This window comes from Providencia vermicola, from assembly GCF_020381325.1.
GTDB classification, from domain to species: domain Bacteria; phylum Pseudomonadota; class Gammaproteobacteria; order Enterobacterales; family Enterobacteriaceae; genus Providencia; species Providencia vermicola.
Genome location: NZ_JAGSPI010000011.1, coordinates 1 through 23032, shown reverse-complemented (window position 1 = coordinate 23032; position 23032 = coordinate 1). Strand labels below are relative to the sequence as shown.

The window sequence follows — 23032 nt, the reverse complement described above, 5'->3', positions numbered from 1 at the left end:
TCGGGCTGTTGCTGAGGTAATAACAACAGGTAGGGGAATGTAAGAAAGCACCTAGCCTGTTTCACTGCAACATGAGGATCTTATCTATGTTTTCTACAAATGCAAAGTTAGATTATGCGGCACAGGGTAAAAAGACCAACGCAAAGATATATCGCAACCTGATGCCGTTATTAATTTTGGCTTATATTATTAGCTTTATTGACCGCACGAATATCGGGATGGCAAAACATGCGATGTCGATAGACCTCGGATTATCTGCCACAGCATTCGGGATCGGCGCGGGGTTATTTTTCCTGACCTATTCAATTCTTGAGATCCCAAGTAACCTGATCATGGAAAAAGTGGGTGCGCGCTTTTGGATCACGCGGATCATGATCACGTGGGGATTATTGTCTGCCGCAATGGCATTCGTTACAGGGCCTACGTCTTTTTATATTCTGCGCCTATTACTAGGGGCAGCAGAAGCGGGGTTATATCCTGGTGTGATCCTGTATATGACCTACTGGTTTAGCCAAGAAGAACGGGCTAAAGCAACAGGGCTATTCTTATTAGGGGTGTGTCTTGCCAATATTATTGGTGCACCATTGAGTGGTTTATTGCTAAGCATGGACGGGCTATTAGGTTTCCATGGTTGGCAATGGATGTTTGTGATTGAAGGTTTACCTGCGGTTATTTTGGCTTTTGTCGTGTGGTTTGTTTTACCGAATAAACCCGAAGACGCAAAATGGTTAGATGAAGACGATCGGAATTATATTAAATATAAACACGAGCAAGACCAAAACAGCATTAGCGTCAGTAATAACAAATTCTCACTTAAGGCGGCATTTAAAAATAAAGCGTTTATGATGATTGTCGCGATTTATTTTACGCACCAATTCTCTGTATATGGCTTAAGTTATTTCTTACCAACGATTATTGGTGAATACGGCAAATTAACGCCAATTCAAATAGGCTTATTAACGGCAATTCCTTGGATTTCAGCGGCTATTGGCGGCATTTTTGTGGCAAGAAAAGCGAATACTCCGCGTCGTTCGTCCCGCATTTTAATTTCGGGTTATGCAGTAATGGCTGTTGGATTGGTGATTGGGGCACTTGGCGGGCCAGTGGTTGGGTTAATCGGCTTTTGCTTAACTGCCTTTATGTTCTTTGTTGTGCAATCTATTATTTTCTCACTTCCACCAACGTATATGAGTGGTAGTATGCTGGCAGGGAGTCTGGCCTTATTGAACTGTTTAGGGTTGTTTGGCGGTTTCTTAGGGCCATTTATTTTAGGGTTCTTTGAAGATTACACAGGTACTGCTACCTCTGGATTATGGTTTGGTGTTGGTTTGTTGGTTATCGGAACACTTATCGCTTCGCGAGTGAACACCAACGGTATGAGCAACAGTGAGAAAGTACAAACGCCAACATCGGTACAAGTAAAATAACGCAACATCGCCATTTACAATAGGAAAGCCTACATGAAAATTGTTATCGCACTTGATTCCTTTAAAGGAAGTTGCTCAGCACAGCAGGCATGCCAAGCAGTTGCTGAGGGTTTCAAGCGTGTATCCTCCGATTTGGATATGACGTTATTGCCGATATCCGATGGCGGAGAAGGCCTGTTGGAGTCACTAGAGCATAGTCCAGTTTTATCTGGTGTAACGCCTTACATATTGACGTGTACAGGGCCTTATGGCAGCCAAGTTGATGCACGGCTGCTGGTGCTGGACGGAAAAACCGCTTTTATTGAAATGGCACAATGCAGTGGCCTAGAGCTTGTCAAACCTGAATTTCGCCATGCAGAAAAAGCCTCAACATACGGTTTGGGGGAAATGGTGAAATATGCCCTCGACTTGGGGTGCAACCGCATTATTATTGGTATAGGTGGAAGTGCAACAAACGATGGCGGGGCGGGCTTTGCGCAAGCACTTGGCGCACAATTTTACGATAAAAACCATCAACTGATTAGCTCGCCAATAAATGGTGAGAACCTTATTAATATCGCAAAAATTAACGTGGATAAGTTTGATCCTCGTGCTGCGGCGGTTGAATTTAGCGTATCTTGTGATGTGGAAAACCCGTTGCTTGGCAAAAATGGGGCAACATATATTTATGGCCCACAAAAAGGGGCTGATAAAACTGTACTAGACCAGCTGGAAGCAGGTATGACGCATTATGCACAATTAATGTCGAGCACCTTAGGGAAAGATGTCTCATCAGAGGCGGGAAGTGGCGCGGCTGGCGGACTAGGTGCAGGGTTGCGTTGGTTTGTTGATGCTAAGCTCGAAAAAGGGATTGACCTTGTTCTCGGGTTATTGGGTGCAGAGGCTTATATCCAACAAGCAGACTTAGTGATTGTTGGAGAGGGGCGGATGGACAGCCAAAGTGCCAACGGTAAAGCACCCGTCGGTGTCGCCCGTATGGCAAGCCGCTTTGGTGTACCGACAATCGCCTTATGCGGTGGGTACAGTGAAGATAGCCGAATTTTGTATCAACACGGGATTACGGCGATGTGGTCACTTTGCCCTGGACCTGTCTCTTTAGAGCAAGCGATGGTTAATGGAGAGCGTTACTTAGAGGATACCGCTGAAAACTTACTAAGAACAGTATTATCAAGCCAAAAAAATTTAATAAAACAATAAGATGAGGCGGTAATATGCTACTGACTGAAAAATTAGCTAATGATATTGTCACGCGTGCAATGGGGATCATCCACCACAACGTCAATGTGATTAACAGTCAGGGGATGATTATCGCTTCAGGTGAAAAAAAACGTATCGGTGAAACGCATGAGGCCGCAGTGGAGGTGATCCGCTGCGGCAAACGGATCACGATTTACAATGAAAATGAAGCCCGCGCTTATTCTAATGTTGCTCCAGGGATCAATCACCCGATTATTGTGGCTGATAAAGTGGAGTTGGTGATTGGCGTGAGTGGCGATCCCGTGGTTATTCAGCGTTATGCGGAATTAGCGATTCTTACCGCGGAGTTACTTATTCAGCAGGAAATTGAGCGTCGTAGCATCAATTGGCAGCACCGCTTACGGGATATGCTATTTGTTCAGTTTATTGAAAGTGCCACACCTATTCAGGGGCGTAGTGCATTATTAAAGCTGCATAACTCAGGTTTTTCGTTTTCGCTACCTACTATCCCAGTGATTATTAATATTGAAGCGATTCAATATCGCCCTGAAATCTTAGATACCATCATTACAGAATTATCGGCGATAGAAAAAAGTGATGTTCTGCTACTCAATAGCCGTGAAGTATTGATGCTATTTCCCTCAAAACACTATCAAAATGAATCATTTATTCCTAACCTACATTTTATTTTAGATGGTCAACTAAGTCAGTACTATATTGGTGTTGGTGTGCAAGCCGATAGCGAAGAACATGTGCGTGATGCGGTGCATTTTGCTCGCTCAGTGATTGATGTGGGACGCCAGACAGTGCCTGAAAAACAGGTTTTCTTATTTAAAGAAATGGCCTCATTTTGTTTATTTAATGAGTTAGAAAACAGTTATTTATTTAATTTCTTTTTGGATATTTGCAATAAAATCTTATTGCATGATTCAGGGGAAAGTTTGTTGGAAACGTTAGAGTTATTTTTATCGCAAAATGGTGAAATTGGTAATACCGCTTTGCAGCTTGGTATTCACCGCAACACGTTAAGTTATCGGCTACAACAAATTAAAAAGCAAACGGGGCTCGACCCAACAAAATTCACTGATTTGATTCAATTATCGGTGGCAATGCATGGCTACCGCCGGCGTTACCCAAAACAGCAGCCATGGTTAGATGCATTAACCTAATTGGCGGTCAGATTACTTTTGCTGTAAAACCCAAATAGCGGCTTCAATACGCGATTTTAAATTGAGTTTTTTCAGTAAATGCTTCACATGTACTTTAACGGTACTCTCCGTAATATTTAATTTATTAGCAATTTGCTTATTGGATAGCCCCTGTGAGATTAAATCTAAAATATGCGTTTCTCTTGGGGTGAGTACCGATAAATTATGTTCAGTAGATGTGCGATTATCTCTTAATGATTCGGCTAAAACAGAGGCTAATGTTGGGCTTACAACCATTTTACCGCTGGCGGCTTCTTTCAATGCAACAATGAGTTTTTCGGGTTCCATATCTTTTAATAAATAGCCATCAGCACCGTGTTTTAACGCATTAATTAAATCTTCACCATAGTTAGAAACAGTGAATAAAATAATACGACCAGAAAGTTCGTGGTTGCGTAAATTACTGAGGACTTCAAACCCGTTCATTCCTGGCATATTTAAGTCTAATAGGATTAAATCCGGATCATATTCTTCGGCGATTTTAATGCCTGTTTCTCCGTCATCAGCTTCCCCAATGACTCGCAATGTCGGCTCTAAGCTGATTAGTTGCTTAACCCCATTACGCAGCATCGGATGATCATCAATGAGTAAGATAGTGGATTGCCCAGTTGTGATATTTTTGCTTTCCATCAACAAGTAACTCCAATTTTATTAAGCCACAGCTAGTGGGAATGTGACACTGACTGTTGTTCCCCCCTGAACACGAGGTGCAATTTTGTACTCCCCGTTTAAGCTCAGAGCCCTTTCCCTCATGATAATCAGCCCATAATGGTTATTTTTCGTGGGCTGGGGTTGAATACCGTCACCATTATCTTCAATGGTAACGGTGATAACGTCTGCATTTTCGAATAACGAAACTTGCGACCAATTTGCATTGGCGTGCTTGAGAATATTGCTCAAGGCTTCTCGGATTATCTGTATGATATGAATAGCTTGGTGAGGCGAAATACTTTTCGCTGGCAGTTGGTAATTCAAATTTATTTCAAAGCCAACACGTTGGCTAAATTCATTGATAGTACTTTCTAAAGAGGGCAACAAACCTGGTTCAGTGAGTTTTAATCTAAAGGTGGTTAATAATTCACGTAATTGGCTATAAGCAGAGTTAATTTCATTACGCATTTCATTGAGTAAATTTTGTTGTTTATTGGGCAAAGGTTCTGGCTGCATTTGCAGGTAGCTAATTTGCATTTTTAAACATGATAACGATTGGGCAATCGAGTCATGGAGTTCTCTGGCGATTGCCGAGCGTTCATCCATAATCAGCAATTGTTGTTGCTGCTCTAATTGGTGCGCCATTGCTAACATGCCAGTGATTTGTTTGACCAACATTAGCACTAAATTATTTTGTTCATCAGATAAAGGCCTATCTATTGAGATCTCAGCGAGGATAACCCCATAGCGGTGTAAATTATCGGAGATATCCCACGACAACACTGTTGGATGTTCCACGGTTTCAGGGGCTGGAAATTCACCACAGTGGATATCATGAAAATAGGTATCGTTATTTTCTTCATATAGCCGCAAGCTAATATTTTTAAGGGGGGTTAGGTTTTGTAGCTCTACCAGTACTTTTTCTAGTCGTACCGCCAGTGGGTCAATGGAGTGCAATGTACGGTTTGATTGATATAAATACAGCAATACTCTGTTTTTATTCTGTAAATCTGCCGTTTTTTCTTCGACATGAGACTCTAATTGGCGGTAACTTTGCGCTAATTCGTCAGACATTTGATTTAATGTTTGCCCAAGGGCGCTTAGCTCATCATGTTTTTTATATGTTGGATAGCGTTGGCTAAAATCCCGATGACCAATCGCATTCACCATATTTAACAGCGTTAGCCAAGGGTAATAAATTTTCTTTCTAAAATGGCAAATTGTGAAGAGTAATAATAAGGAAACGAGGCCGATAAATACCATTTGAGTCATAGCGACATAGATCATCTTACGTTCTGTTTTTTCGTCGATATTTTTCACTAACTCATCGATTTTATTAACAAAAGTGATAACCTCAAAACGTGCATCATTGGGGGTAGTGGCTTTTGCTAGCGCAGGCCTTAAACCGTTTAGCCAATATTGGAGAAGCTCGTTAAATTGATTAGTTAAACTCTCTATTTCGACCACTTGGGTTAATTCAGAACTTAATAAATCACGTTCAAGTTCATTCAGATAAATATCCGAATAGGTATTGAGTGGTGTTAATGAAAGCAAATGATAACTTTGCATTCTTAGCGACCCCGATTTATTTATTGCGTGAGCGTTCCCTTGCACGCTAATAATCATGTGGTTGGAAATTGCCATGCCAATAATACCGAGTACAGCAATCAATAGCATTAAGCCAATAACTTGGTTAATGATTGAAAATCGGCGGTTCGCAGTTGGCATACATAATCCTTAATTCCATGACATCATTATTCAATATTTTTTATAACGCTATTATTGTTCCTCTATTAGACAAAATTGAATATGCCACTTCGGTATTACTCCCTAATATCTCGCTGAGTATTTTTGCTAAAATTCGCACCAATAAATGTTTTTAATGTATGAAATTATTCGTTTATATTTAATTGGTTAACTAAAAATACCCCTAATACCCCTCTGGTGGACGGTCTGAATTTCGTACCAAATTTGATTTAAATCTACCTTGATTTAGATCAGCTTCATGCTGGCTTATTCGCCACACACTGCGCTCAGAAAATCGTATTTATCGGGGTGAATTATGTCTCAACGAGAGAGGATGAATAATACGGCTGTGCAGCCAAAAGGTGTAATTCAGGATTGGCGTCCTGAAGAAAGTCAATTTTGGCAGCAAACAGGTCAGCGAATTGCCAAACGTAATTTGTGGATTTCAATTCCGTGTTTATTGCTCGCATTCTGTGTATGGATGTTATTTAGTGCGGTTGCTGTTAATTTAAATAAAGTGGGTTTTAATTTTACCACTGACCAATTATTTTTATTAACCGCACTGCCTTCCGTTTCTGGCGCCTTATTACGCGTGCCCTATTCTTTTGTTATTCCTATCTTTGGTGGTCGTCGTTGGACGGCAATTAGCACTGTATTTCTGATTATCCCGTGTATTTGGTTGGGATATGCGATTCAAGACCCAACAACGCCATACCAAATCTTTGTGATTATTTCCCTGCTTTGTGGTTTTGCGGGAGCAAACTTTGCGTCGAGCATGGCGAATATCAGTTTCTTTTTTCCGAAAGCTCGCCAAGGTGGTGCGCTGGGCTTAAATGGTGGTCTAGGAAATCTAGGCGTTAGCGTGATGCAGTTAGTCGCCCCGTTTATTGTCGGTATGGGTGTGTTTGCTTTTGCGGGTGGAACAGGGGCTGTTCAGCCGGATGGTTCTGTACTGTGGCTGGAAAATGCAGCGTGGGTTTGGGTGCCATTCTTGCTGTTCTTTACGGCGATGGCATGGTTTGGCATGAACGATTTGGCAGCAAATAAAGCCTCTTTAAAACAGCAGCTTCCTGTGTTGAAACGTGGACACCTGTGGATTTTAAGCCTGTTATATCTTTCAACATTTGGTTCATTTATCGGTTTTTCCGCGGGTTTTGCCATGCTGTCGAAAACCCAGTTTCCCGATATCGTCATCTTGAAATTTGCCTTTTTTGGTCCATTCCTAGGCGCATTAGCCCGTCCACTTGGTGGCATGCTGTCTGACCGTTTTGGTGGCGTCAAAGTCACTTTCCTGAACTTTATCGCCATGGCTATTTTTTCAGGTTTACTGTTCTTCACCTTACCAGAGAACGGCCAAGGCGGCTCCTTCGGTGCGTTTTATGGTGTGTTTATGGTGCTGTTTTTAACGGCAGGTTTAGGCAGTGGCTCCACATTCCAAATGATTGCCGTGGTTTTTCGCAAATTAACTATGGACAAGTCCTTATTAAGAGGTGCTTCAGAGCAAGAAGCACAAAAAGAAGCAGTAACAGAAAGTGCGGCAGCACTTGGGTTTATCTCTGCCATTGGTGCAATTGGTGGTTTTTTCATTCCAAAAGCTTTTGGGACGTCGTTAACCCTGACGGGCTCGCCCGCTGATGCCATGAAAGTGTTCTTTGTGTTCTATCTCTCTTGTGTGTTTATCACGTGGCTAGTTTACGGACGTACCCACAAATAATAACAAGTTATAAAAACCCTTTTTAAGCAATGTACGGCGGCGGTCGCCGTCTCTTTGGAGGCAATCCGAATGAGCAAATTTTTAGATAGATTTCGTTATTTTAAGCAGCTGGGTGATACCTTCGCAGGCAACCATGGTCAAGAACTCAATGTTAACCGTGATTGGGAAGATGGTTACCGCAGCCGCTGGCAGCACGATAAAGTCGTGCGTTCGACCCACGGCGTTAACTGCACTGGTTCATGTAGCTGGAAAATTTACGTCAAAAATGGCCTTGTAACGTGGGAAACACAACAAACTGACTACCCACGCACCCGCCCAGATTTACCTGATCACGAGCCTCGTGGTTGTCCGCGTGGTGCCAGTTATTCATGGTATTTATACAGTGCAAATCGCGTGAAATACCCGATGATGCGTAAGCGTTTACTGAAATTATGGCGCGATGCAAAAGCAGAGCACCAAGACCCTGTCGCAGCATGGTTATCCATCATTAGCGACCCAGAAAAAGCGCAGAGTTACAAACAAGCTCGTGGTCGCGGTGGTTTTGTTCGCTCCAGCTGGCAGGAAGTGAACGAGTTAATTGCAGCTGCTAACGTGGCGACGATTAAGGAATTTGGCCCTGACCGCATTGTCGGTTTTTCGCCAATCCCTGCGATGTCGATGGTGTCTTATGCGTCAGGTGCCCGCTATTTATCCCTTATTGGTGGCGCTTGCCTGAGCTTCTACGATTGGTACTGCGACTTACCGCCTGCCTCCCCAATGACGTGGGGCGAGCAAACGGACGTACCAGAATCTGCAGACTGGTATAACTCATCCTACATTATTGCTTGGGGCTCGAACGTCCCGCAAACTCGTACGCCTGATGCTCACTTCTTTGCAGAAGTCCGCTACAAAGGGACGAAAACTGTTGCTGTCACGCCAGATTACGCAGAAATCACCAAATTCTGCGACCATTGGCTGAACCCAAAACAAGGGACTGACAGTGCCATGGCGATGGCGATGGGGCATGTCATCCTTAACGAATTCCACGTCAAACGTGAAGCGGAATATTTCCGTGAATATGTTCGCACCTACACCGATATGCCTATGTTGGTGATACTCGATAAGCATGAAAACGGTGCCTATGTTGCTGGGCGTATGCTGCGTGCTTCGGATCTCGTTGATTCTTTAGGCGAAGAGAAAAATGCGGAATGGAAAACCATCGCGATTGATGAAGAAACAGGGGCTCTGTGTGCCCCTCAAGGCTCGATGGGATTCCGTTGGGATGACAGCCAAAGATGGAACTTAGAACCGCGTGCAGGGCAAGATGCACACCAGATCAAAATGCAACTCAGCCTTGCAGATACGCACGATGAATTTGTTGAGGTTGGTTTTCCATACTTTGGTGGTTTAGAAAGCGAACATTTCCAACATGTTGAACTGAAAGATGTTTTGCTGCACAAATTACCCGTGAAACGTATTCAGCTTGCGGATGGCAGTGAGTCACTGGTTACTAGCGTGTATGATTTGATGCTTGCTAACTACGGCATTGACCGTGGTTTTGGTGATGAAAACTGTGCCATTGATTACGATGATATGAAAGCCTATTCCCCTGCATGGGCTGAAAAAGTCACTGGGGTGAGCCGCCAAAATATCATTCGTATCGCCCGTGAATTTGCGGATACCGCAGAGAAAACCCACGGCCGTGCGATGGTGATTGTCGGAGCGGGTATCAACCACTGGTATCACATGGACATGACTTACCGCGCAATTATCAACATGCTGATTTTCTGTGGTTGCGTGGGGCAAAGCGGCGGTGGTTGGTCACATTACGTCGGTCAGGAAAAATTGCGCCCACAAACAGGCTGGACGCCACTGGCTTTTGGTCTTGATTGGCAGCGCCCACCACGCCATATGAACAGCACATCATTCTTCTATAACCATTCAAGCCAATGGCGTTATGAAACAGTGGGGACGGAAGAGTTACTTTCACCTTTAGCGGATAAAAAAGCATTTAGCGGTAGTTTAGTGGACATGAATGTGCGTGCGGAAAGAATGGGTTGGTTGCCATCTGCACCACAATTAAGCGTTAACCCAATCAATATTGCTAAACAGGCACAAGACGCAGGGCTTTCCCCAGTGGATTACACTGTTAAGCAATTGAAAGACGGCAATATTCGTTTTGCAGCGGAACAACCAGATGACCCGCAAAACTTCCCACGTAACCTGTTTATTTGGCGCTCAAACCTGTTGGGTTCCGCAGGGAAAGGCCATGAATATTTATTGAAATATTTATTAGGTACTGAAAATGGTATTCAAGGCAAAGACTTAGGTCAACAAGGTGGTGTGAAACCTGAAGAGGTGGAATGGCAAGATGACGCTGCACAAGGGAAAGTGGATTTAGTGGTGACTCTCGATTTCAGAATGTCGAGCACCTGCCTGTTCTCAGACGTTATTCTACCGACCGCCACTTGGTATGAAAAAGACGATATGAATACCTCGGATATGCATCCGTTTATTCACCCATTATCTGCCGCGGTTGATCCCGCTTGGGAATCAAAAAGCGATTGGGAAATCTACAAAGGCATTGCCAAGGCCTTCTCAGATGTCAGTGTCGGCCATCTAGATAAAGAAACGGATGTCGTCACACTGCCAATCCAGCACGACAGTAAGGCTGAAATGGCGCAACCTCTTGATGTGAGAGATTGGAAAAAAGGCCAGTGCGAGCTGATTCCTGGAAAAACGGCACCGCACATTATTTGTGTTGAACGCGACTACCCCAATACTTACGCACGTTTTACCTCCCTTGGCCCATTAATGGACAAGTTAGGGAATGGCGGGAAAGGGATCAGTTGGAATACACAAGATGAAGTTGATTTCCTGAAAAAACTGAATAAAACCCAGCCTGCTGGGGCTAATGCAGGCCGCCCTAAAATTGACACTGCCATTGATGCTGCCGAGGTGATTTTAACCTTAGCACCTGAAACCAATGGACAAGTGGCCGTGAAAGCGTGGGATGCATTAAGTCAGGTGACAGGGCGCGACCATACGCATTTAGCACGCTACAAAGAAGATGAGAAAATTCGCTTCCGCGATATTGTGGCTCAGCCACGTAAGATCATTTCCAGCCCAACGTGGTCAGGCTTAGAAGATGAACATGTCTCTTACAACGCTTGTTATACCAACGTTCACGAGATGATCCCATGGCGTACGCTTAGTGGTCGTCAGCAGTTATATCAAGACCATGAATGGATGCGTGCCTTTGGTGAAAGTCTCGTGGTATATCGCCCGCCAATTGATACGCGTGCGGCTCAGCCTTTAATGGGTAAAAAATCCAACGGTTACCCTGAAAAAGCGTTGAATTTCCTAACGCCACACCAAAAATGGGGTATTCACTCCACTTATAGCGACAACTTATTGATGTTGACACTCGGTCGTGGTGGCCCAGTAGTTTGGCTAAGTGAGGACGATGCCCGCGAGTTAGGTATTGAAGATAATGATTGGGTCGAAGCGTTTAACAGCAATGGGGCGCTGACAGCAAAAGCGATCGTCAGCCAACGGATCCCTGATGGCATGATCATGATGTACCACGCACAAGAGCGGTTGATCAACTTGCCAGGGTCAGAAATTACGGCGCAGCGCGGGGGAATTCATAACTCAGTAACGCGTGTTTGCCCGAAACCGACCCATATGATTGGCGGTTACGCCCATCTCGCTTATAGCTTCAATTACTACGGAACCGTGGGTTCTAACCGTGATGAATTTGTGGTTGTTCGCAAAATGAAACAGGTCGACTGGCTGGATGGGGAAAACGATGCCTATCAGCAGACCTTGAGCGGAAAGGAGAAAGCATAATGAAAATTCGTTCTCAAGTCGGCATGGTGCTAAACCTCGATAAATGTATTGGTTGCCATACGTGCTCAGTGACCTGTAAAAATGTCTGGACCAGTCGCGAAGGTATTGAATACGCGTGGTTTAATAATGTTGAGACCAAACCAGGTATCGGTTATCCCCACCACTGGGAAGATCAGGAAAAATGGAAAGGCGGCTGGATTCGCACCATTAAAGGCAAACTGGTTCCTCGTATGGGGAATAAAGTGGGCGTGCTGTCTAAAATCTTTGCTAACCCAGATGTGCCTGCTTTGGATGATTATTATGAGCCATTTAATTATGACTACGGCCATTTAAAAAATGCCAAAGAAGGCAAACATGTGCCAACTGCGCGTCCACGGTCATTGATCACAGGCGAACGGATGAGCAACGTGAAAATGGGGCCTAACTGGGAAGATGACCTCGGTGGCGAATTTGCGAAACGCGCTGCAGACAAAAACTTTGAGCACATCCAAAAAGAGATGTATGGGCAATTTGAAAATACATTCATGATGTATTTGCCACGCCTGTGTGAACATTGCTTGAACCCTGCTTGTGTTGCAACGTGCCCAAGTGGTGCGATTTACAAACGCTCTGAAGACGGTATCGTCCTGATTGACCAAGACAAATGCCGTGGCTGGCGCATGTGCCTGACAGGCTGCCCGTACAAAAAAATCTACTTTAACTGGAAAAGCGGCAAGTCAGAAAAATGTATTTTCTGTTACCCACGCATTGAATCTGGCATGCCAACAGTTTGCTCGGAAACCTGTGTTGGGCGTATCCGTTATTTAGGTGTATTGCTGTATGACGCCGATAAAATTGAATCTGCGGCGAGTGTGGAAAAAGAGACGGAGCTATACCAAAGCCAGCTTGATGTATTCCTTGATCCACACGACCCGAAAGTGATTGAAGAAGCGCAGAAACAGGGGATCCCATTAAGTGTGATCGATGCAGCACAGAAATCGCCAGTGTATAAAATGGCGATGGAGTGGAAACTAGCGCTGCCGCTGCACCCTGAATACCGCACATTGCCAATGGTATGGTATGTGCCGCCTTTGTCGCCAATTCAATCTGTCGCTGATTCGGGGTTATTGGCGAACAACGGCGTATTACCTGATGTGGAAAGCCTGCGCATTCCCGTGCAGTATCTCGCCAATTTATTGACCGCGGGGGACACGGAACCTGTGCTGTTAGCGCTAAAACGCATGTTAGCGATGCGCCATTATAAACGTGCAGAAACCGTGGAGAACCAATGTGATACTAGTGCGTTAGAGCAAGTAGGGTTAACGGAAGCGCAAGCACAAGAAATGTACCGTTACTTGGCAATTGCTAACTATGAAGACCGTTTTGTGATCCCATCCAGTCACCGTGAATTAGCGCGTGAAGCGTTCCCTGAAGCCAAATCTTGTGGCTTTAGTTTTGGTGATGGTTGCCATGGTAGTGATAGCAAAACCAACCTGTTTAATAGCAGACGTATTGATGCCATTGATGTGACGCCAAAAACAGCGCAGGAGAACACACTATGATGACGTTAAGAGTGATTTCTCGGCTGTTAGAATACCCGTCAGAGGCGCTGTGGCAGCACCGCGATGAGCTAATCGAAGCATTAGAGCAAGCAGATGAATTATCTGTTACTCGTGCTATTCAGTTGATGATGTTTGTGCGCGAATATCTCAATGACGACTTGTTAGATATGCAGGCGCAATATTGTGAGCTGTTTGATAGAGGGCGCGCAACATCGTTACTGTTATTCGAGCATGTTCATGGAGAATCCCGCGACCGTGGCCAAGCGATGGTCGATTTAATGGGGCAGTACCAGCAGCATGGCCTGCAAATTGATTGCAAAGAGCTGCCCGACCATTTGCCCATTTACTTGGAGTATCTCACCGTTTTATCACCTCAAGAAACCGTGGGGGGATTGCACGATATCGCGCCAATCTTAGCGTTATTAGGGGAAAGATTAAAGCAGCGTGAAAGCCGCTTTGCGAGCTTGTTTGAGATATTACTTGAGTTATCCAATAGCGAAATTTCCACTGAACAACTTAGCGAAAAAGTGGCATCAGAAGCGCGGGATGATACCCCTCAAGCCCTTGATGCTGTGTGGGAAGAGGAACAAGTGACGTTTTTTGCGGATGAGAAAACCTGCGGTGGGGAAGTCACCGCCCATCAACACCGTTTTGCCAATGCCATCACGCCACAATACTTGGATCTTGGTACGAGCAGCCATGTAGGAGTGCAAAAATGAATTTTCTCAATCAATTCTTCTTCGACATCTACCCATATATTGCGGGCACTGTGTTTATTGTCGGCAGCTGGCTGCGCTATGACTACGGTCAATACACGTGGCGTGCGGGTTCGAGCCAAATGTTAGATAAAAAGAATATGCGTCTGGCATCCAATTTATTCCATTTGGGAATTATTGGGATTTTTGTCGGCCATTTTCTGGGGATGTTAACACCACATTGGATGTATGAATCTTTCCTACCAATGCATATCAAGCAGTTGATGGCGATGATTGGGGGCGGCTCTGCGGGGGTGATGATGTTAATTGGTGGAGCGATGTTATTGAAACGCCGACTAACTAACCCACGTATTCGCGCAACATCTTCCTTTGGTGACATTATGATTATGGTGTTGCTGATGGTGCAAGTGTGTTTAGGGCTACTCACTATTCCATTCTCTGCGCAGCACATGGATGGCAGTGAAATGCTGAAGTTAGTAGGATGGGCACAGTCTGTTGTGACATTCCATTGGGGAGCGTCTAATTACCTTGAAGGCGTTGGTATCGTATTCAAGCTGCACATCGTGTTGGGGATGACGATATTCTTACTCTTCCCATTCTGCCGTTTAGTGCACATCTGGAGTGCACCTATCGAATACCTAAGTCGTCGGTATCAGTTGGTGAGAAATCGCCACTAAGTTCAGGTTTCACAGGGAAGTGAGCCAGTACATTGCTCTTGTGTAATTGATTCTTGTGTAAACAACAAATATGGCTATTTTGGCACCCCACCTAACATGTTAGATGGGGTTTTTTTGTGTTTATTTGCTGACGGCGGGTTCGATATAGCCCAGACGGCGAGAAATCAGCAAACAAACATGGGCAAGTTCATCGTTGACTCTATCTATTTTGGGTAGCATACGGTGTGTTGGGCCTGCAACACTGATAGCCCCAACAATATTGCCAGTGTAGTTAAATATTGGCCTTGCAACACACGTTAGCCCTTCTTCGTTTTCTTCATCATCTAAAGAAAAGCCTTTCAAACGAATATCTGCCAACAATTCATACAGTTTCATTCTATCGACAACGGTTTTTTCCGTGAATTTCACCAGCGGTTTATCCAGAACCTCATCAATTTCTTCCAAAGGTTGGAACGCTAAAAGTGCTTTCCCAATCCCTGTGCAATAGGCGGGTAGCCTTGCCCCTAATTTTGCAGTTGTTTGAATTGAGAGGGTACCTTCGCTTTTATACAGGTACACCACATGTCCGCTGTTATAGACCCCCAAAAAGCAGGTTTCGAATGTTGAGCTCGATAGTGTTTTTAAATAAGGGATTGAAACTTCAACTAAATTGACATTCATTAAACCTTTAATTCCAAGTTCAAGGCTTTTTAAATCAAGGTTATAACGCTCTGTAAGGTGATCGATGCTGACATATTGACGTTCTTTTAACGTCTCTAGTATCCGAAACGCAGTGGTTTTGGCGATCCCTGTGTTTTTAACCAATTCTGCCAATGAAATTCCATCGGAATGATTACTTATCTCTTCAAGGATGGTCAGTACTCTATCAATGTTTGATGAGTTTGCTTGGCTGTCTTTCGTCATTGTTGGCTCCTTACATGCGCTGGGGGTCATTGTACGCACAATTTCATGTGAATTAAACGTCGTTCCATTTTCTCCTTGTTATGACTCTTTTTGTACGTAAAGGCGAGAGATCTGTAATTAATTGATAAGCCTTATCTTTACGTTACTGATTGTGATCACGATCGTCATTCTCATATAAATGGAACGACATTCCTATATTTTAATGTATCTTCCTTAAAAAGGAACGACGTTCCATTATTTTAAAGGGATAAATATGTTGATAGTGACCATTGATACAGGGACAACAAATACCCGCGTGAGAGCATGGCGAAACAATATGGTTGTGGGAGAGCTGAGCGCGGAAGTTGGGATTCGGGATTGTGCGAAAAATGGAAATAATGTGCGTTTAATTCAATCAATAAAAACGCTTTTGGCACAACTTTTAGCAAAGTTTAGTGATGAGGAAAGGAAAAATTATCGCTTAGTGGCATCGGGTATGATTACTTCAGAAATTGGGTTATGCCATCTGCCCCATGAAGTGACTCCAGTTTCGATGAGACAGCTCGCACAAAAGACCAGTGCGCGTGTGATAAATGAAATTAGTGAAAAACCAATTATTTTTATACCGGGAATTAAAAATAAAACCACGGAATTAACGTTTGGCTCTATTGAAAGTATGGATGTGATGCGCGGTGAAGAGGTTGAGATCTTCGGTATCTTATCACAGCAGCCAAATTTAGGCGCTTCGCTGGTTATCTTACCAGGTTCGCATTCAAAGTTTGTTCGCATTGATGACAATAAAAATGTGATTGCACTGGCAACCACGATGGCAGGGGAAATCTTCGATACGCTGACGCACCAAACGATACTCGCAAGCTCATTAGAGCATCAATTTGTCCAGCAACTTGATCGCGAATATTTACTCAAGGGCGCTGAGTTAAGTCAGCAAGTAGGGATTGCCAGAAGCTGTTTTTCAGTCAGATTATTAGATCTTTTTACACAAGCTACTCTTGACCAAAAATCGAGTTTTTTATTAGGCGCGATTTTAGCATCAGATTTACTTGCGATAAAAAACAGCCAAGCCTTATGTGTGACTAACGATATAAAAATTGTGATTAGTGGAAAACCTATCTTAGCAAATGCGCTTCAATTATTAATTAAAAATGATAGTTATTTCACGGGTGAAATCAGCGTATTAAAAGATAAAAAGGAACAGCCGTATTCTGGGTTAGGTGCAATTTCAATATTAAACCTCACAGAATATAAATAAGCATTCTTAATAATTTGTTATTAGGTGATTAGATGAATATTGAAAATGAAATCCCTTTAATTGCAATACTGCGTGGAATTAAACCTGAAGAGGTTTTAGAACATGTTTCAATACTGGCGGAAGAAGGTTTTCAATATATAGAAATTCCGTTGAACTCCCCTGAATGGGAAAAGAGTATTCCATTAGCTATTCAGCACTATGGCAATAAATTAAAAATAGGGGCAGGAACCGTCCTGAATCAACAGAATGTTGAAAAATTAGCAGCAATGAACGCAAAGATTATTGTCACACCGAACATTAATGTTTCGGTGATCAAATCATCTTTAGCAAACAAGATGGAAATATATCCAGGTTGTGCAACAGCTACTGAGGCATTGACAGCGATTGATGCAGGTGCTTGTAACTTAAAAATATTTCCAACTGCGCCGCTAGGTGTTAACTATATTAAGTCACTGATGTCAGTGATCCCTAAAGAAATAGCTATTTATGCCGTTGGTGGCGTGACGCCACAAAACTTACATGAGTACCTAAGCATTGGCTGTTACGGCGCAGGGCTTGGGAACGACCTTTACCGAGTCGGCCAATCACCAGAGAAAACCAGAGAAAACGCGAAAGCATTTATATCTGCATATATCGCATTTAAAAATCAAAATTATTAATTTAAAAGAGATATTAAAATGAAATTCGATTATGTTTTTAAAAATGCCACTGTTATTGATGGCAGTGGTAAAAATGAATTTATCAGCGATGTGGCAATTAAAGATAGCCGCATTATTAAAATTGCTGAAAATATTAACGAAGAGTCTGAAAAAATAATTGATTGTTCAGGGTTAATTTTATCGCCTGGGTTTATTGATGTTCATACGCATGATGATTTAATTGTCATAGATAAACCAGAATATATTGAAAAAACATCACAGGGTGTTACCACCATTATTGTTGGTAACTGTGGGATCAGTGCTGCATGCGCCACATTGAAAGATGAAGTCCCTGACCCAATTAATTTGCTGGGGGAATTAAATGAATTTAATTTCTCAGATTTGGCTAGCTATAAACAGAAAATTAATGAAATTACGCCAACCGTTAATGTAGCGACATTGATTGGCCATACCACATTAAGAAATAACTGTGTTTCGGATTTATTAAAACCTGCGACTCAGAGCAATATCGAGCAGATGAAGCAAGTTTTAGAGTCTGCATTAAATGAAGGTGCTTTAGGGCTAAGCACAGGGCTGTCTTACGGTAATGCCATCAACTCATCCACAGAAGAAATCTGTGAGCTAGCTGAATTATTAGCAGAGTATCAAGGCATTTACACCACGCATATGCGTACCGAATATGACGGAATAATTGATGCAATGCATGAAGCTTTTCATATTGGCCGCCATGCAAAAGTACCCGTGCAAATTTCTCACCATAAGTGTGCAGGGGCAAAAAACTGGGGACGCACTAAAGAGACGCTCGCGTTAATCGAAAAATACCAAGTAATGCAAGATATTAACTGTGATTGCTACCCCTATAGAGCGGGCTCTTCAAACTTAGATATCACGCAAGTCACTGAGGATTATGACATCCTAGTGACTTGGTCAACGCCATTCCCTGATGTTGCAGGTAAGACACTGAAAGATATCGCCACAATGTGGGATATCGATATTTACCAAGTGGCGGAAAAAATCGTCCCTGCGGGTGCTATCTATTTTCAAATGCATGAAGACGATGTTCGCCGCGTATTGCAGCACCCAAGCAGCATGGTGGGCTCAGATGGCTTACCCCGCGACCCTAATCCGCATCCACGTTTATGGGGCACCTTTCCACGCATTATTAGTCACTACAGCCGTGATGAAAAACTGTTCCCAATGACCACCGCAATTTACAAGATGACGGGCATGTCGGCTCAGCGTTTTTCTTTGAAGGATAGAGGGCTTATCAAAGAAAACTTTTTTGCAGATATCGTCTTATTTGACCCAATAAAAATTAATGAAACCTCGACGTTCCAAGATCCAAAGCAGAAAGCAGATGGCATTGAATATGTTTTTGTTAATGGTGTTCTGACCTATACCGCAAAAGAAATGACTGGGGATAGAGCAGGTAAATTCTTAGAAAGAAATAAATAAAAGAGAGAAATAATAATGATTAAACGATTTGGCGTTGAAGGTTCAAAAGGGACTGGTGGGCAATCATTACCTTTTTCGAAAGCTGTGCTAGCGGACGGCTGGTTATATGTATCAGGGCAAACACCGATGGTTGATGGCGAAGTGATTGATGGCGGCATTATCGCACAATCAAAACTGGCTATCGAAAACTGCTTAAACATCATGAAAGACGCGGGCTTTGAGCGCCAAGATATTGTGCATATGAAAGTAGTTTTGAGTGATGCTCGGTACTTTCAGTCCTTTAATAAAGTGTTTCAGCAATTCTTTGCTGAACATCCACCAGCAAGAGTCTGTTTTGTTGCAGATCTTGTGGTTGATTGCATGGTTGAAGTGGACATCACCTGCTTTAACAGCAAGTTCAAATCTTAATCGCTGAGACGATGAGGGGCTATTATGGAACATAATAATTTCTTAATGTGGTTTTTGCTGTATGCGTTCGTCATGATGTTCATTGGTTGGTATGTAACAAGGCATCAAAAGACAGGTGAAGATTTCATTCTTGGCGGCAGAAAATTACCGATGTTACTCACCTTAGGGTCTACTGTCGGAACGATGGTGGGAACAGGGTCAAGTATTGGTGCGGTGAGTTTTGGTTATTCGAATGGTTGGGCTGGTATGTTATATGGCATCGGCGGCGCAACGGGGATCTTACTTACTGCTTGGTTATTTGCGCCAGTAAGAAACTATCGCTTTATGACAATGAGTGAGGAAATTTGTTACTACACAGGTGGCAGCCGCTTAGTCAAAAACCTGGTTGCAATATTAATCTTCTTAGCATCAATTGGTTGGTTAGGTGCGCACATCCTTGGGGGCGGCTTATACTTGGCATGGGCTGCAGACATTGATATCACAGTTGCGAAGATCATCATTGCTGTTGGGTTTGTATTCTATGTGGGTATCGGTGGTTATAAAGCTGTTTCATGGATCGATACATTACAATCCATCGTCTTATTCCTCGGGTTTATTATTCTTGCCGTCGCCTCAGTGAGCTACGTTGGCGGATGGGATGTCGTTGTACAAAATACGGATCCGAAAGCGTTCACGTTATTTGGGATTGGTAAACTTGGCATGCTACCTGCCATTTCACTTGCAATTGTGATTGGTATTGGTGTTCTAGCGACGCCTTCCTATCGTCAGCGTATTTATTCAGCAGCGTCAACAAAAGCCATTCGCCAATCATTCATTATTACTGGTGTCTTATATATGGGGTTCTCGTTCTTACCTGCAATTATCGGTATGGCAACCCATGTAATGGAGCCTAATTTAGAAAACAGCAGTTTTGCTTTCTTATATGCAACCAATGCGTTACCGCATGTACTGGCAATGGTGGTATTGATCGCAGGTATGTCAGCTAACATGTCATCAGGTAGCTCTGACGCTATCGCAGGGGTTTCGATAATTCTACGTGACATCTATACGATGGTAACAGGGAAAATGCCACCACCAGAAAAAGCGATTAACTTATCTCGGATTTTCTTACTTGGCGTTATCTTGCTTGCACTGGTGTTCGCATTGACCTCAAATGACATCATTGGCTATATCACTAAAATGATTTCAATGATTATGTCAGGGCTTTGTATCACCGTGTTATTAGGTAAATTCTGGCATCGCTTTAACTGGCAAGGTTGTATAGCCGCGCTGGTGGCGGGAAGTTCAACATCGTTAACGATTATTTTAACCCCAGAGTGGTCTGCAAAATTAGGTAACCCTGTGATCCCTGCATTATTGATCAGCTTGGTTTGTGCGGTGGTTGTTACTCTAGTGACACCAAAAAATAAACTCAGCCGTGAGGAAGTTTTAGAAAACATTACCCACGAAAGAGAAAATACGGCGAAAAGTAAATAAATGTTCAAATTGAGAGATGCAAATGACGAAATATAATTTTCTCGAAGAGATAAAGCATAAGTCGGCGAGGTTGCCTAACTCAGAGAGTGCGCAGATAAACATTCTTCACGAGGACGTGTGTTTACCGGCGGTGGTTGTGAAACAGCGTGAATTAGAAAATAATATTGTATGGATGCAACATTATGCGAACACCGTGAATGTGTCGTTATCACCTCATGGTAAAACGACGATGACCCCCGCAATTTTCAAACGCCAAATCGCACAAGGTGCGTGGGGATTGAGTGTTGGAACTGTTTATCAGGCAAAGGTGGCAATTGAATCGGGTATTAAACACATTGTGATTGCTAATCAGGTTGTCGGTAAAACGAATATTCGGTTACTTGTCGAACTGGTTAAACTCAATCAAGCCAACCTGTATTGTTGTGTTGATAGTATTCAAAATGCTAAGCAACTTGCCGAGGTTTTTTCACGCGAAAACCAAACATTGAATGTTTTGATTGAACTGGGTGTTAATGGTGGGCGTTGTGGTTGCCGTACAGAAAATGAAGCGCTGTTGTTAGCTGAGGAATTAAAAGCATTACCCTCTTTAGTCATCGCTGGAATTGAATTTTATGAGGGTGTTATTCATAGCGATGATGCAGAAAAAGACATTAATGAGGTACAGCAATTCTTACAGCGAGTCTTAGCGACGAGCCAAAAACTCGATAGATTGGGGGCATTTGATAGATATCAGGGTGAGGTATTACTCACAGGAGCAGGTTCAGTTTGGTATGACCTTGTGAGTAAGAAGGTGGCAGAGTTTACCTTTTCAAAGTCTTTTCGCTTTGTCATTCGCCCTGGTTGTTATATCACACATGACCATGGCATTTATGATGAGGCTCAAAAAGCCCTCAAAGCAAGGGACAGTATCGCTTGTCAGTTAGAAGGGGACTTGATGCCTGCAATGGAAATTGTGGCATTAGTGCAGTCGGTTCCTGAAAAAGGGCGGGCAATCGTTAATTTTGGTAAAAGAGATGTCGCATTTGATGCTGGGTTACCTCAACCTTTAGCTCAATATCGAGATGGTCAGCAACTTTCCTTCCAACGAGGGGGGGCAAAAACGATTGGTTTAATGGACCAACATGCCATTTTATCTTTTGATGAAAGTTGTTATTTTCAAGTAGGGGACATCCTTGTTTTTGGTACATCGCACCCGTGCATTACGTTTGATAAGTGGAAAGTTATTTACCTAACGGATGATGAATATAACGTTCTAGAGGATATGCCAACGTTTTTCTAAACCACATTCTTGTTTGTTAATTAAAACCAGCTTCTTTGTTAAGTAGCTGGTTTTTTTATTTATTTTTGTAATGTCAACTGCCAGTGCCATTGGACATTAGCGCACAACGTTTGAATTGCCAGCTTCAAAGTTTTACCTCATAAAGTGATTTTACGATATCAGATATATTTCAGTTTTTACTGGCAAGACGGTGGCAGGGTTGATGTTCTATCGCTATAAACTAAAAATTAGGTGTCAGGTATATTCAATTTTTCTAATATAGATAAAGGATTTCTTTGACCTAAATCAAAGAGTATTTAAGGGGATTTTTAAAAGATGACTTGAAGTTAATATTAGATAAATGAGGATAATAATAGATGGGATCATCTTCATTATTACGTAATCATCGCTAGTGTAAAGGATAAACTAATAATTATGAATAATATTGAAATGATGGAGTTATTCAGTGCTATTGAATCATTATAATTTCTAATATTTTTTTCCTAGAGAGTAGATGAATCTAGTGGATTATGTAAGGTAGCTTAATAACTTTATTTATTTATTTATTTATTTTTTTTTGACTTTGATTTTGTCGTTTTATAAACGGATGTTATGGTTTTTTTACTCTAAAATAAATATTGAAAGTTACAAAAAAACACACTTTGAATATTTTTGTAATGCTTTTCTTGGTGTTTTAATTTGGTTTGAAATTTTTTTACTGTTGTTGGTTTAATGATTTCTTGTTGTTTTGTTTTATTTTCACTATATATATATGAGTATGATTAATCATTAGTAATTGTTAATTTGTGTTTTTTTACTTGTTTGCTGTTATATGGGAAGTATCGCATAACTTATTGTAATAAAATGTTTATTTATTTATTATTAACACGTTTAATGCTGTCTCTTATACACATCT

General features: G+C 42.5%; 17 protein-coding genes. 14 read left to right on the top strand and 3 right to left on the bottom strand.

Translation table 11 applies throughout. The annotated features are described in order from the left end of the window. Window positions 1–86 precede the first annotated feature (86 nt). The 3 genes from KDJ85_RS15955 to KDJ85_RS15945 are packed head-to-tail and all read left to right on the top strand — an operon-like array spanning window position 87 to window position 3793. Window positions 87–1427, top strand: coding sequence for an MFS transporter (locus tag KDJ85_RS15955; RefSeq protein ID WP_225820491.1), 1341 nt, complete (start codon window positions 87–89; stop codon window positions 1425–1427). A gap of 33 nt (window positions 1428–1460) precedes the next feature. Next, window positions 1461–2624, top strand: a complete 1164-nt coding sequence (locus KDJ85_RS15950) for a glycerate kinase (protein ID WP_225820490.1) — start codon at window positions 1461–1463, stop codon at window positions 2622–2624. Between the two features lie 14 nt (window positions 2625–2638). Then, window positions 2639–3793 (top strand): CdaR family transcriptional regulator, encoded by a 1155-nt coding sequence (locus KDJ85_RS15945; RefSeq protein WP_225820489.1) that lies wholly within the window; start codon window positions 2639–2641, stop codon window positions 3791–3793. Window positions 3794–3805: 12 nt separating this feature from the next. Here the strand turns inward: KDJ85_RS15945 and narL are convergent, their stop codons facing one another. Next, window positions 3806–4462, bottom strand: coding sequence for a two-component system response regulator NarL (narL, locus tag KDJ85_RS15940; protein WP_225820488.1), 657 nt, complete (start codon window positions 4460–4462; stop codon window positions 3806–3808). A 21-nt stretch (window positions 4463–4483) separates the two neighbouring features. Beyond that, window positions 4484–6211 carry a nitrate/nitrite two-component system sensor histidine kinase NarX gene (gene narX / locus KDJ85_RS15935; protein ID WP_225820487.1) on the bottom strand — a complete coding sequence of 576 codons (1728 nt, stop codon included), beginning with the start codon at window positions 6209–6211 and terminating at the stop codon, window positions 4484–4486. 334 nt (window positions 6212–6545) lie between these two features. Between narX and KDJ85_RS15930 the strand changes: the two genes are divergently transcribed. The 5 genes from KDJ85_RS15930 (at window position 6546) to narI (ending at window position 14708) form a co-directional block, all read left to right on the top strand. Further along, window positions 6546–7943 carry a NarK family nitrate/nitrite MFS transporter gene (locus tag KDJ85_RS15930; RefSeq protein ID WP_275967695.1) on the top strand — a complete coding sequence of 466 codons (1398 nt, stop codon included), beginning with the start codon at window positions 6546–6548 and terminating at the stop codon, window positions 7941–7943. A gap of 69 nt (window positions 7944–8012) precedes the next feature. Continuing rightward, complete coding sequence (locus KDJ85_RS15925; protein ID WP_225820486.1) at window positions 8013–11774, top strand: nitrate reductase subunit alpha; 3762 nt, start codon at window positions 8013–8015, stop codon at window positions 11772–11774. After that, a complete protein-coding gene (gene narH / locus KDJ85_RS15920) occupies window positions 11774–13315 on the top strand; it encodes a nitrate reductase subunit beta (RefSeq protein WP_225820485.1) in 1542 nt (513 codons plus the stop codon). The genes KDJ85_RS15925 and narH overlap by 1 nt, the downstream gene beginning before the upstream one ends. Beyond that, window positions 13312–14034, top strand: a complete 723-nt coding sequence (narJ, locus tag KDJ85_RS15915) for a nitrate reductase molybdenum cofactor assembly chaperone (RefSeq protein WP_225820484.1) — start codon at window positions 13312–13314, stop codon at window positions 14032–14034. Before narH ends, narJ begins: the two co-directional genes overlap by 4 nt. Next, window positions 14031–14708 (top strand): respiratory nitrate reductase subunit gamma, encoded by a 678-nt coding sequence (narI, locus tag KDJ85_RS15910; RefSeq protein ID WP_219244761.1) that lies wholly within the window; start codon window positions 14031–14033, stop codon window positions 14706–14708. Before narJ ends, narI begins: the two co-directional genes overlap by 4 nt. Before the next feature lie 120 nt (window positions 14709–14828). On the opposite strand, the gene KDJ85_RS15905 is transcribed toward narI, so the two are convergent. After that, complete coding sequence (locus KDJ85_RS15905) at window positions 14829–15611, bottom strand: IclR family transcriptional regulator (protein WP_225820483.1); 783 nt, start codon at window positions 15609–15611, stop codon at window positions 14829–14831. A 253-nt stretch (window positions 15612–15864) separates the two neighbouring features. Between KDJ85_RS15905 and KDJ85_RS15900 the strand changes: the two genes are divergently transcribed. Genes KDJ85_RS15900 through KDJ85_RS15875 form a run of 6 tightly spaced genes read left to right on the top strand, consistent with a single transcriptional unit; the run spans window position 15865 to window position 22137 of the window. Next, entirely contained in the window at window positions 15865–16860 is a 996-nt protein-coding gene (locus tag KDJ85_RS15900) for a 2-dehydro-3-deoxygalactonokinase (RefSeq protein WP_225820482.1), read from the top strand. Between the two features lie 32 nt (window positions 16861–16892). Beyond that, entirely contained in the window at window positions 16893–17519 is a 627-nt protein-coding gene (locus tag KDJ85_RS15895) for a 2-dehydro-3-deoxy-6-phosphogalactonate aldolase (protein WP_225820481.1), read from the top strand. 18 nt (window positions 17520–17537) lie between these two features. Further along, window positions 17538–18974 carry an N-acyl-D-amino-acid deacylase family protein gene (locus KDJ85_RS15890; RefSeq protein ID WP_225820480.1) on the top strand — a complete coding sequence of 479 codons (1437 nt, stop codon included), beginning with the start codon at window positions 17538–17540 and terminating at the stop codon, window positions 18972–18974. A gap of 12 nt (window positions 18975–18986) precedes the next feature. After that, window positions 18987–19382 (top strand): RidA family protein, encoded by a 396-nt coding sequence (locus KDJ85_RS15885; protein WP_206083793.1) that lies wholly within the window; start codon window positions 18987–18989, stop codon window positions 19380–19382. Between the two features lie 24 nt (window positions 19383–19406). Beyond that, on the top strand, window positions 19407–20858 hold the full coding sequence (locus KDJ85_RS15880; RefSeq protein WP_225820479.1) for a sodium:solute symporter family protein: 1452 nt from the start codon (window positions 19407–19409) through the stop codon (window positions 20856–20858). Between the two features lie 22 nt (window positions 20859–20880). Further along, the gene (locus KDJ85_RS15875) at window positions 20881–22137 is read left to right on the top strand and encodes an amino acid deaminase (protein ID WP_225820478.1); all 1257 of its coding nucleotides are present in this window, start codon (window positions 20881–20883) and stop codon (window positions 22135–22137) included. Window positions 22138–23032: the final 895 nt, after the last annotated feature.

Coding starts and splice junctions, on each gene's coding strand:
- KDJ85_RS15955 (WP_225820491.1), top strand. CDS start 87: ATGTTTTCTACAAATGCAAAGTTAGATTATGCGGCACAGGGTAAAAAG.
- KDJ85_RS15950 (WP_225820490.1), top strand. CDS start 1,461: ATGAAAATTGTTATCGCACTTGATTCCTTTAAAGGAAGTTGCTCAGCA.
- KDJ85_RS15945 (WP_225820489.1), top strand. CDS start 2,639: ATGCTACTGACTGAAAAATTAGCTAATGATATTGTCACGCGTGCAATG.
- narL (WP_225820488.1), bottom strand. CDS start 4,462: ATGGAAAGCAAAAATATCACAACTGGGCAATCCACTATCTTACTCATT.
- narX (WP_225820487.1), bottom strand. CDS start 6,211: ATGCCAACTGCGAACCGCCGATTTTCAATCATTAACCAAGTTATTGGC.
- KDJ85_RS15930 (WP_275967695.1), top strand. CDS start 6,546: ATGTCTCAACGAGAGAGGATGAATAATACGGCTGTGCAGCCAAAAGGT.
- KDJ85_RS15925 (WP_225820486.1), top strand. CDS start 8,013: ATGAGCAAATTTTTAGATAGATTTCGTTATTTTAAGCAGCTGGGTGAT.
- narH (WP_225820485.1), top strand. CDS start 11,774: ATGAAAATTCGTTCTCAAGTCGGCATGGTGCTAAACCTCGATAAATGT.
- narJ (WP_225820484.1), top strand. CDS start 13,312: ATGATGACGTTAAGAGTGATTTCTCGGCTGTTAGAATACCCGTCAGAG.
- narI (WP_219244761.1), top strand. CDS start 14,031: ATGAATTTTCTCAATCAATTCTTCTTCGACATCTACCCATATATTGCG.
- KDJ85_RS15905 (WP_225820483.1), bottom strand. CDS start 15,611: ATGACGAAAGACAGCCAAGCAAACTCATCAAACATTGATAGAGTACTG.
- KDJ85_RS15900 (WP_225820482.1), top strand. CDS start 15,865: ATGTTGATAGTGACCATTGATACAGGGACAACAAATACCCGCGTGAGA.
- KDJ85_RS15895 (WP_225820481.1), top strand. CDS start 16,893: ATGAATATTGAAAATGAAATCCCTTTAATTGCAATACTGCGTGGAATT.
- KDJ85_RS15890 (WP_225820480.1), top strand. CDS start 17,538: ATGAAATTCGATTATGTTTTTAAAAATGCCACTGTTATTGATGGCAGT.
- KDJ85_RS15880 (WP_225820479.1), top strand. CDS start 19,407: ATGGAACATAATAATTTCTTAATGTGGTTTTTGCTGTATGCGTTCGTC.
- KDJ85_RS15875 (WP_225820478.1), top strand. CDS start 20,881: ATGACGAAATATAATTTTCTCGAAGAGATAAAGCATAAGTCGGCGAGG.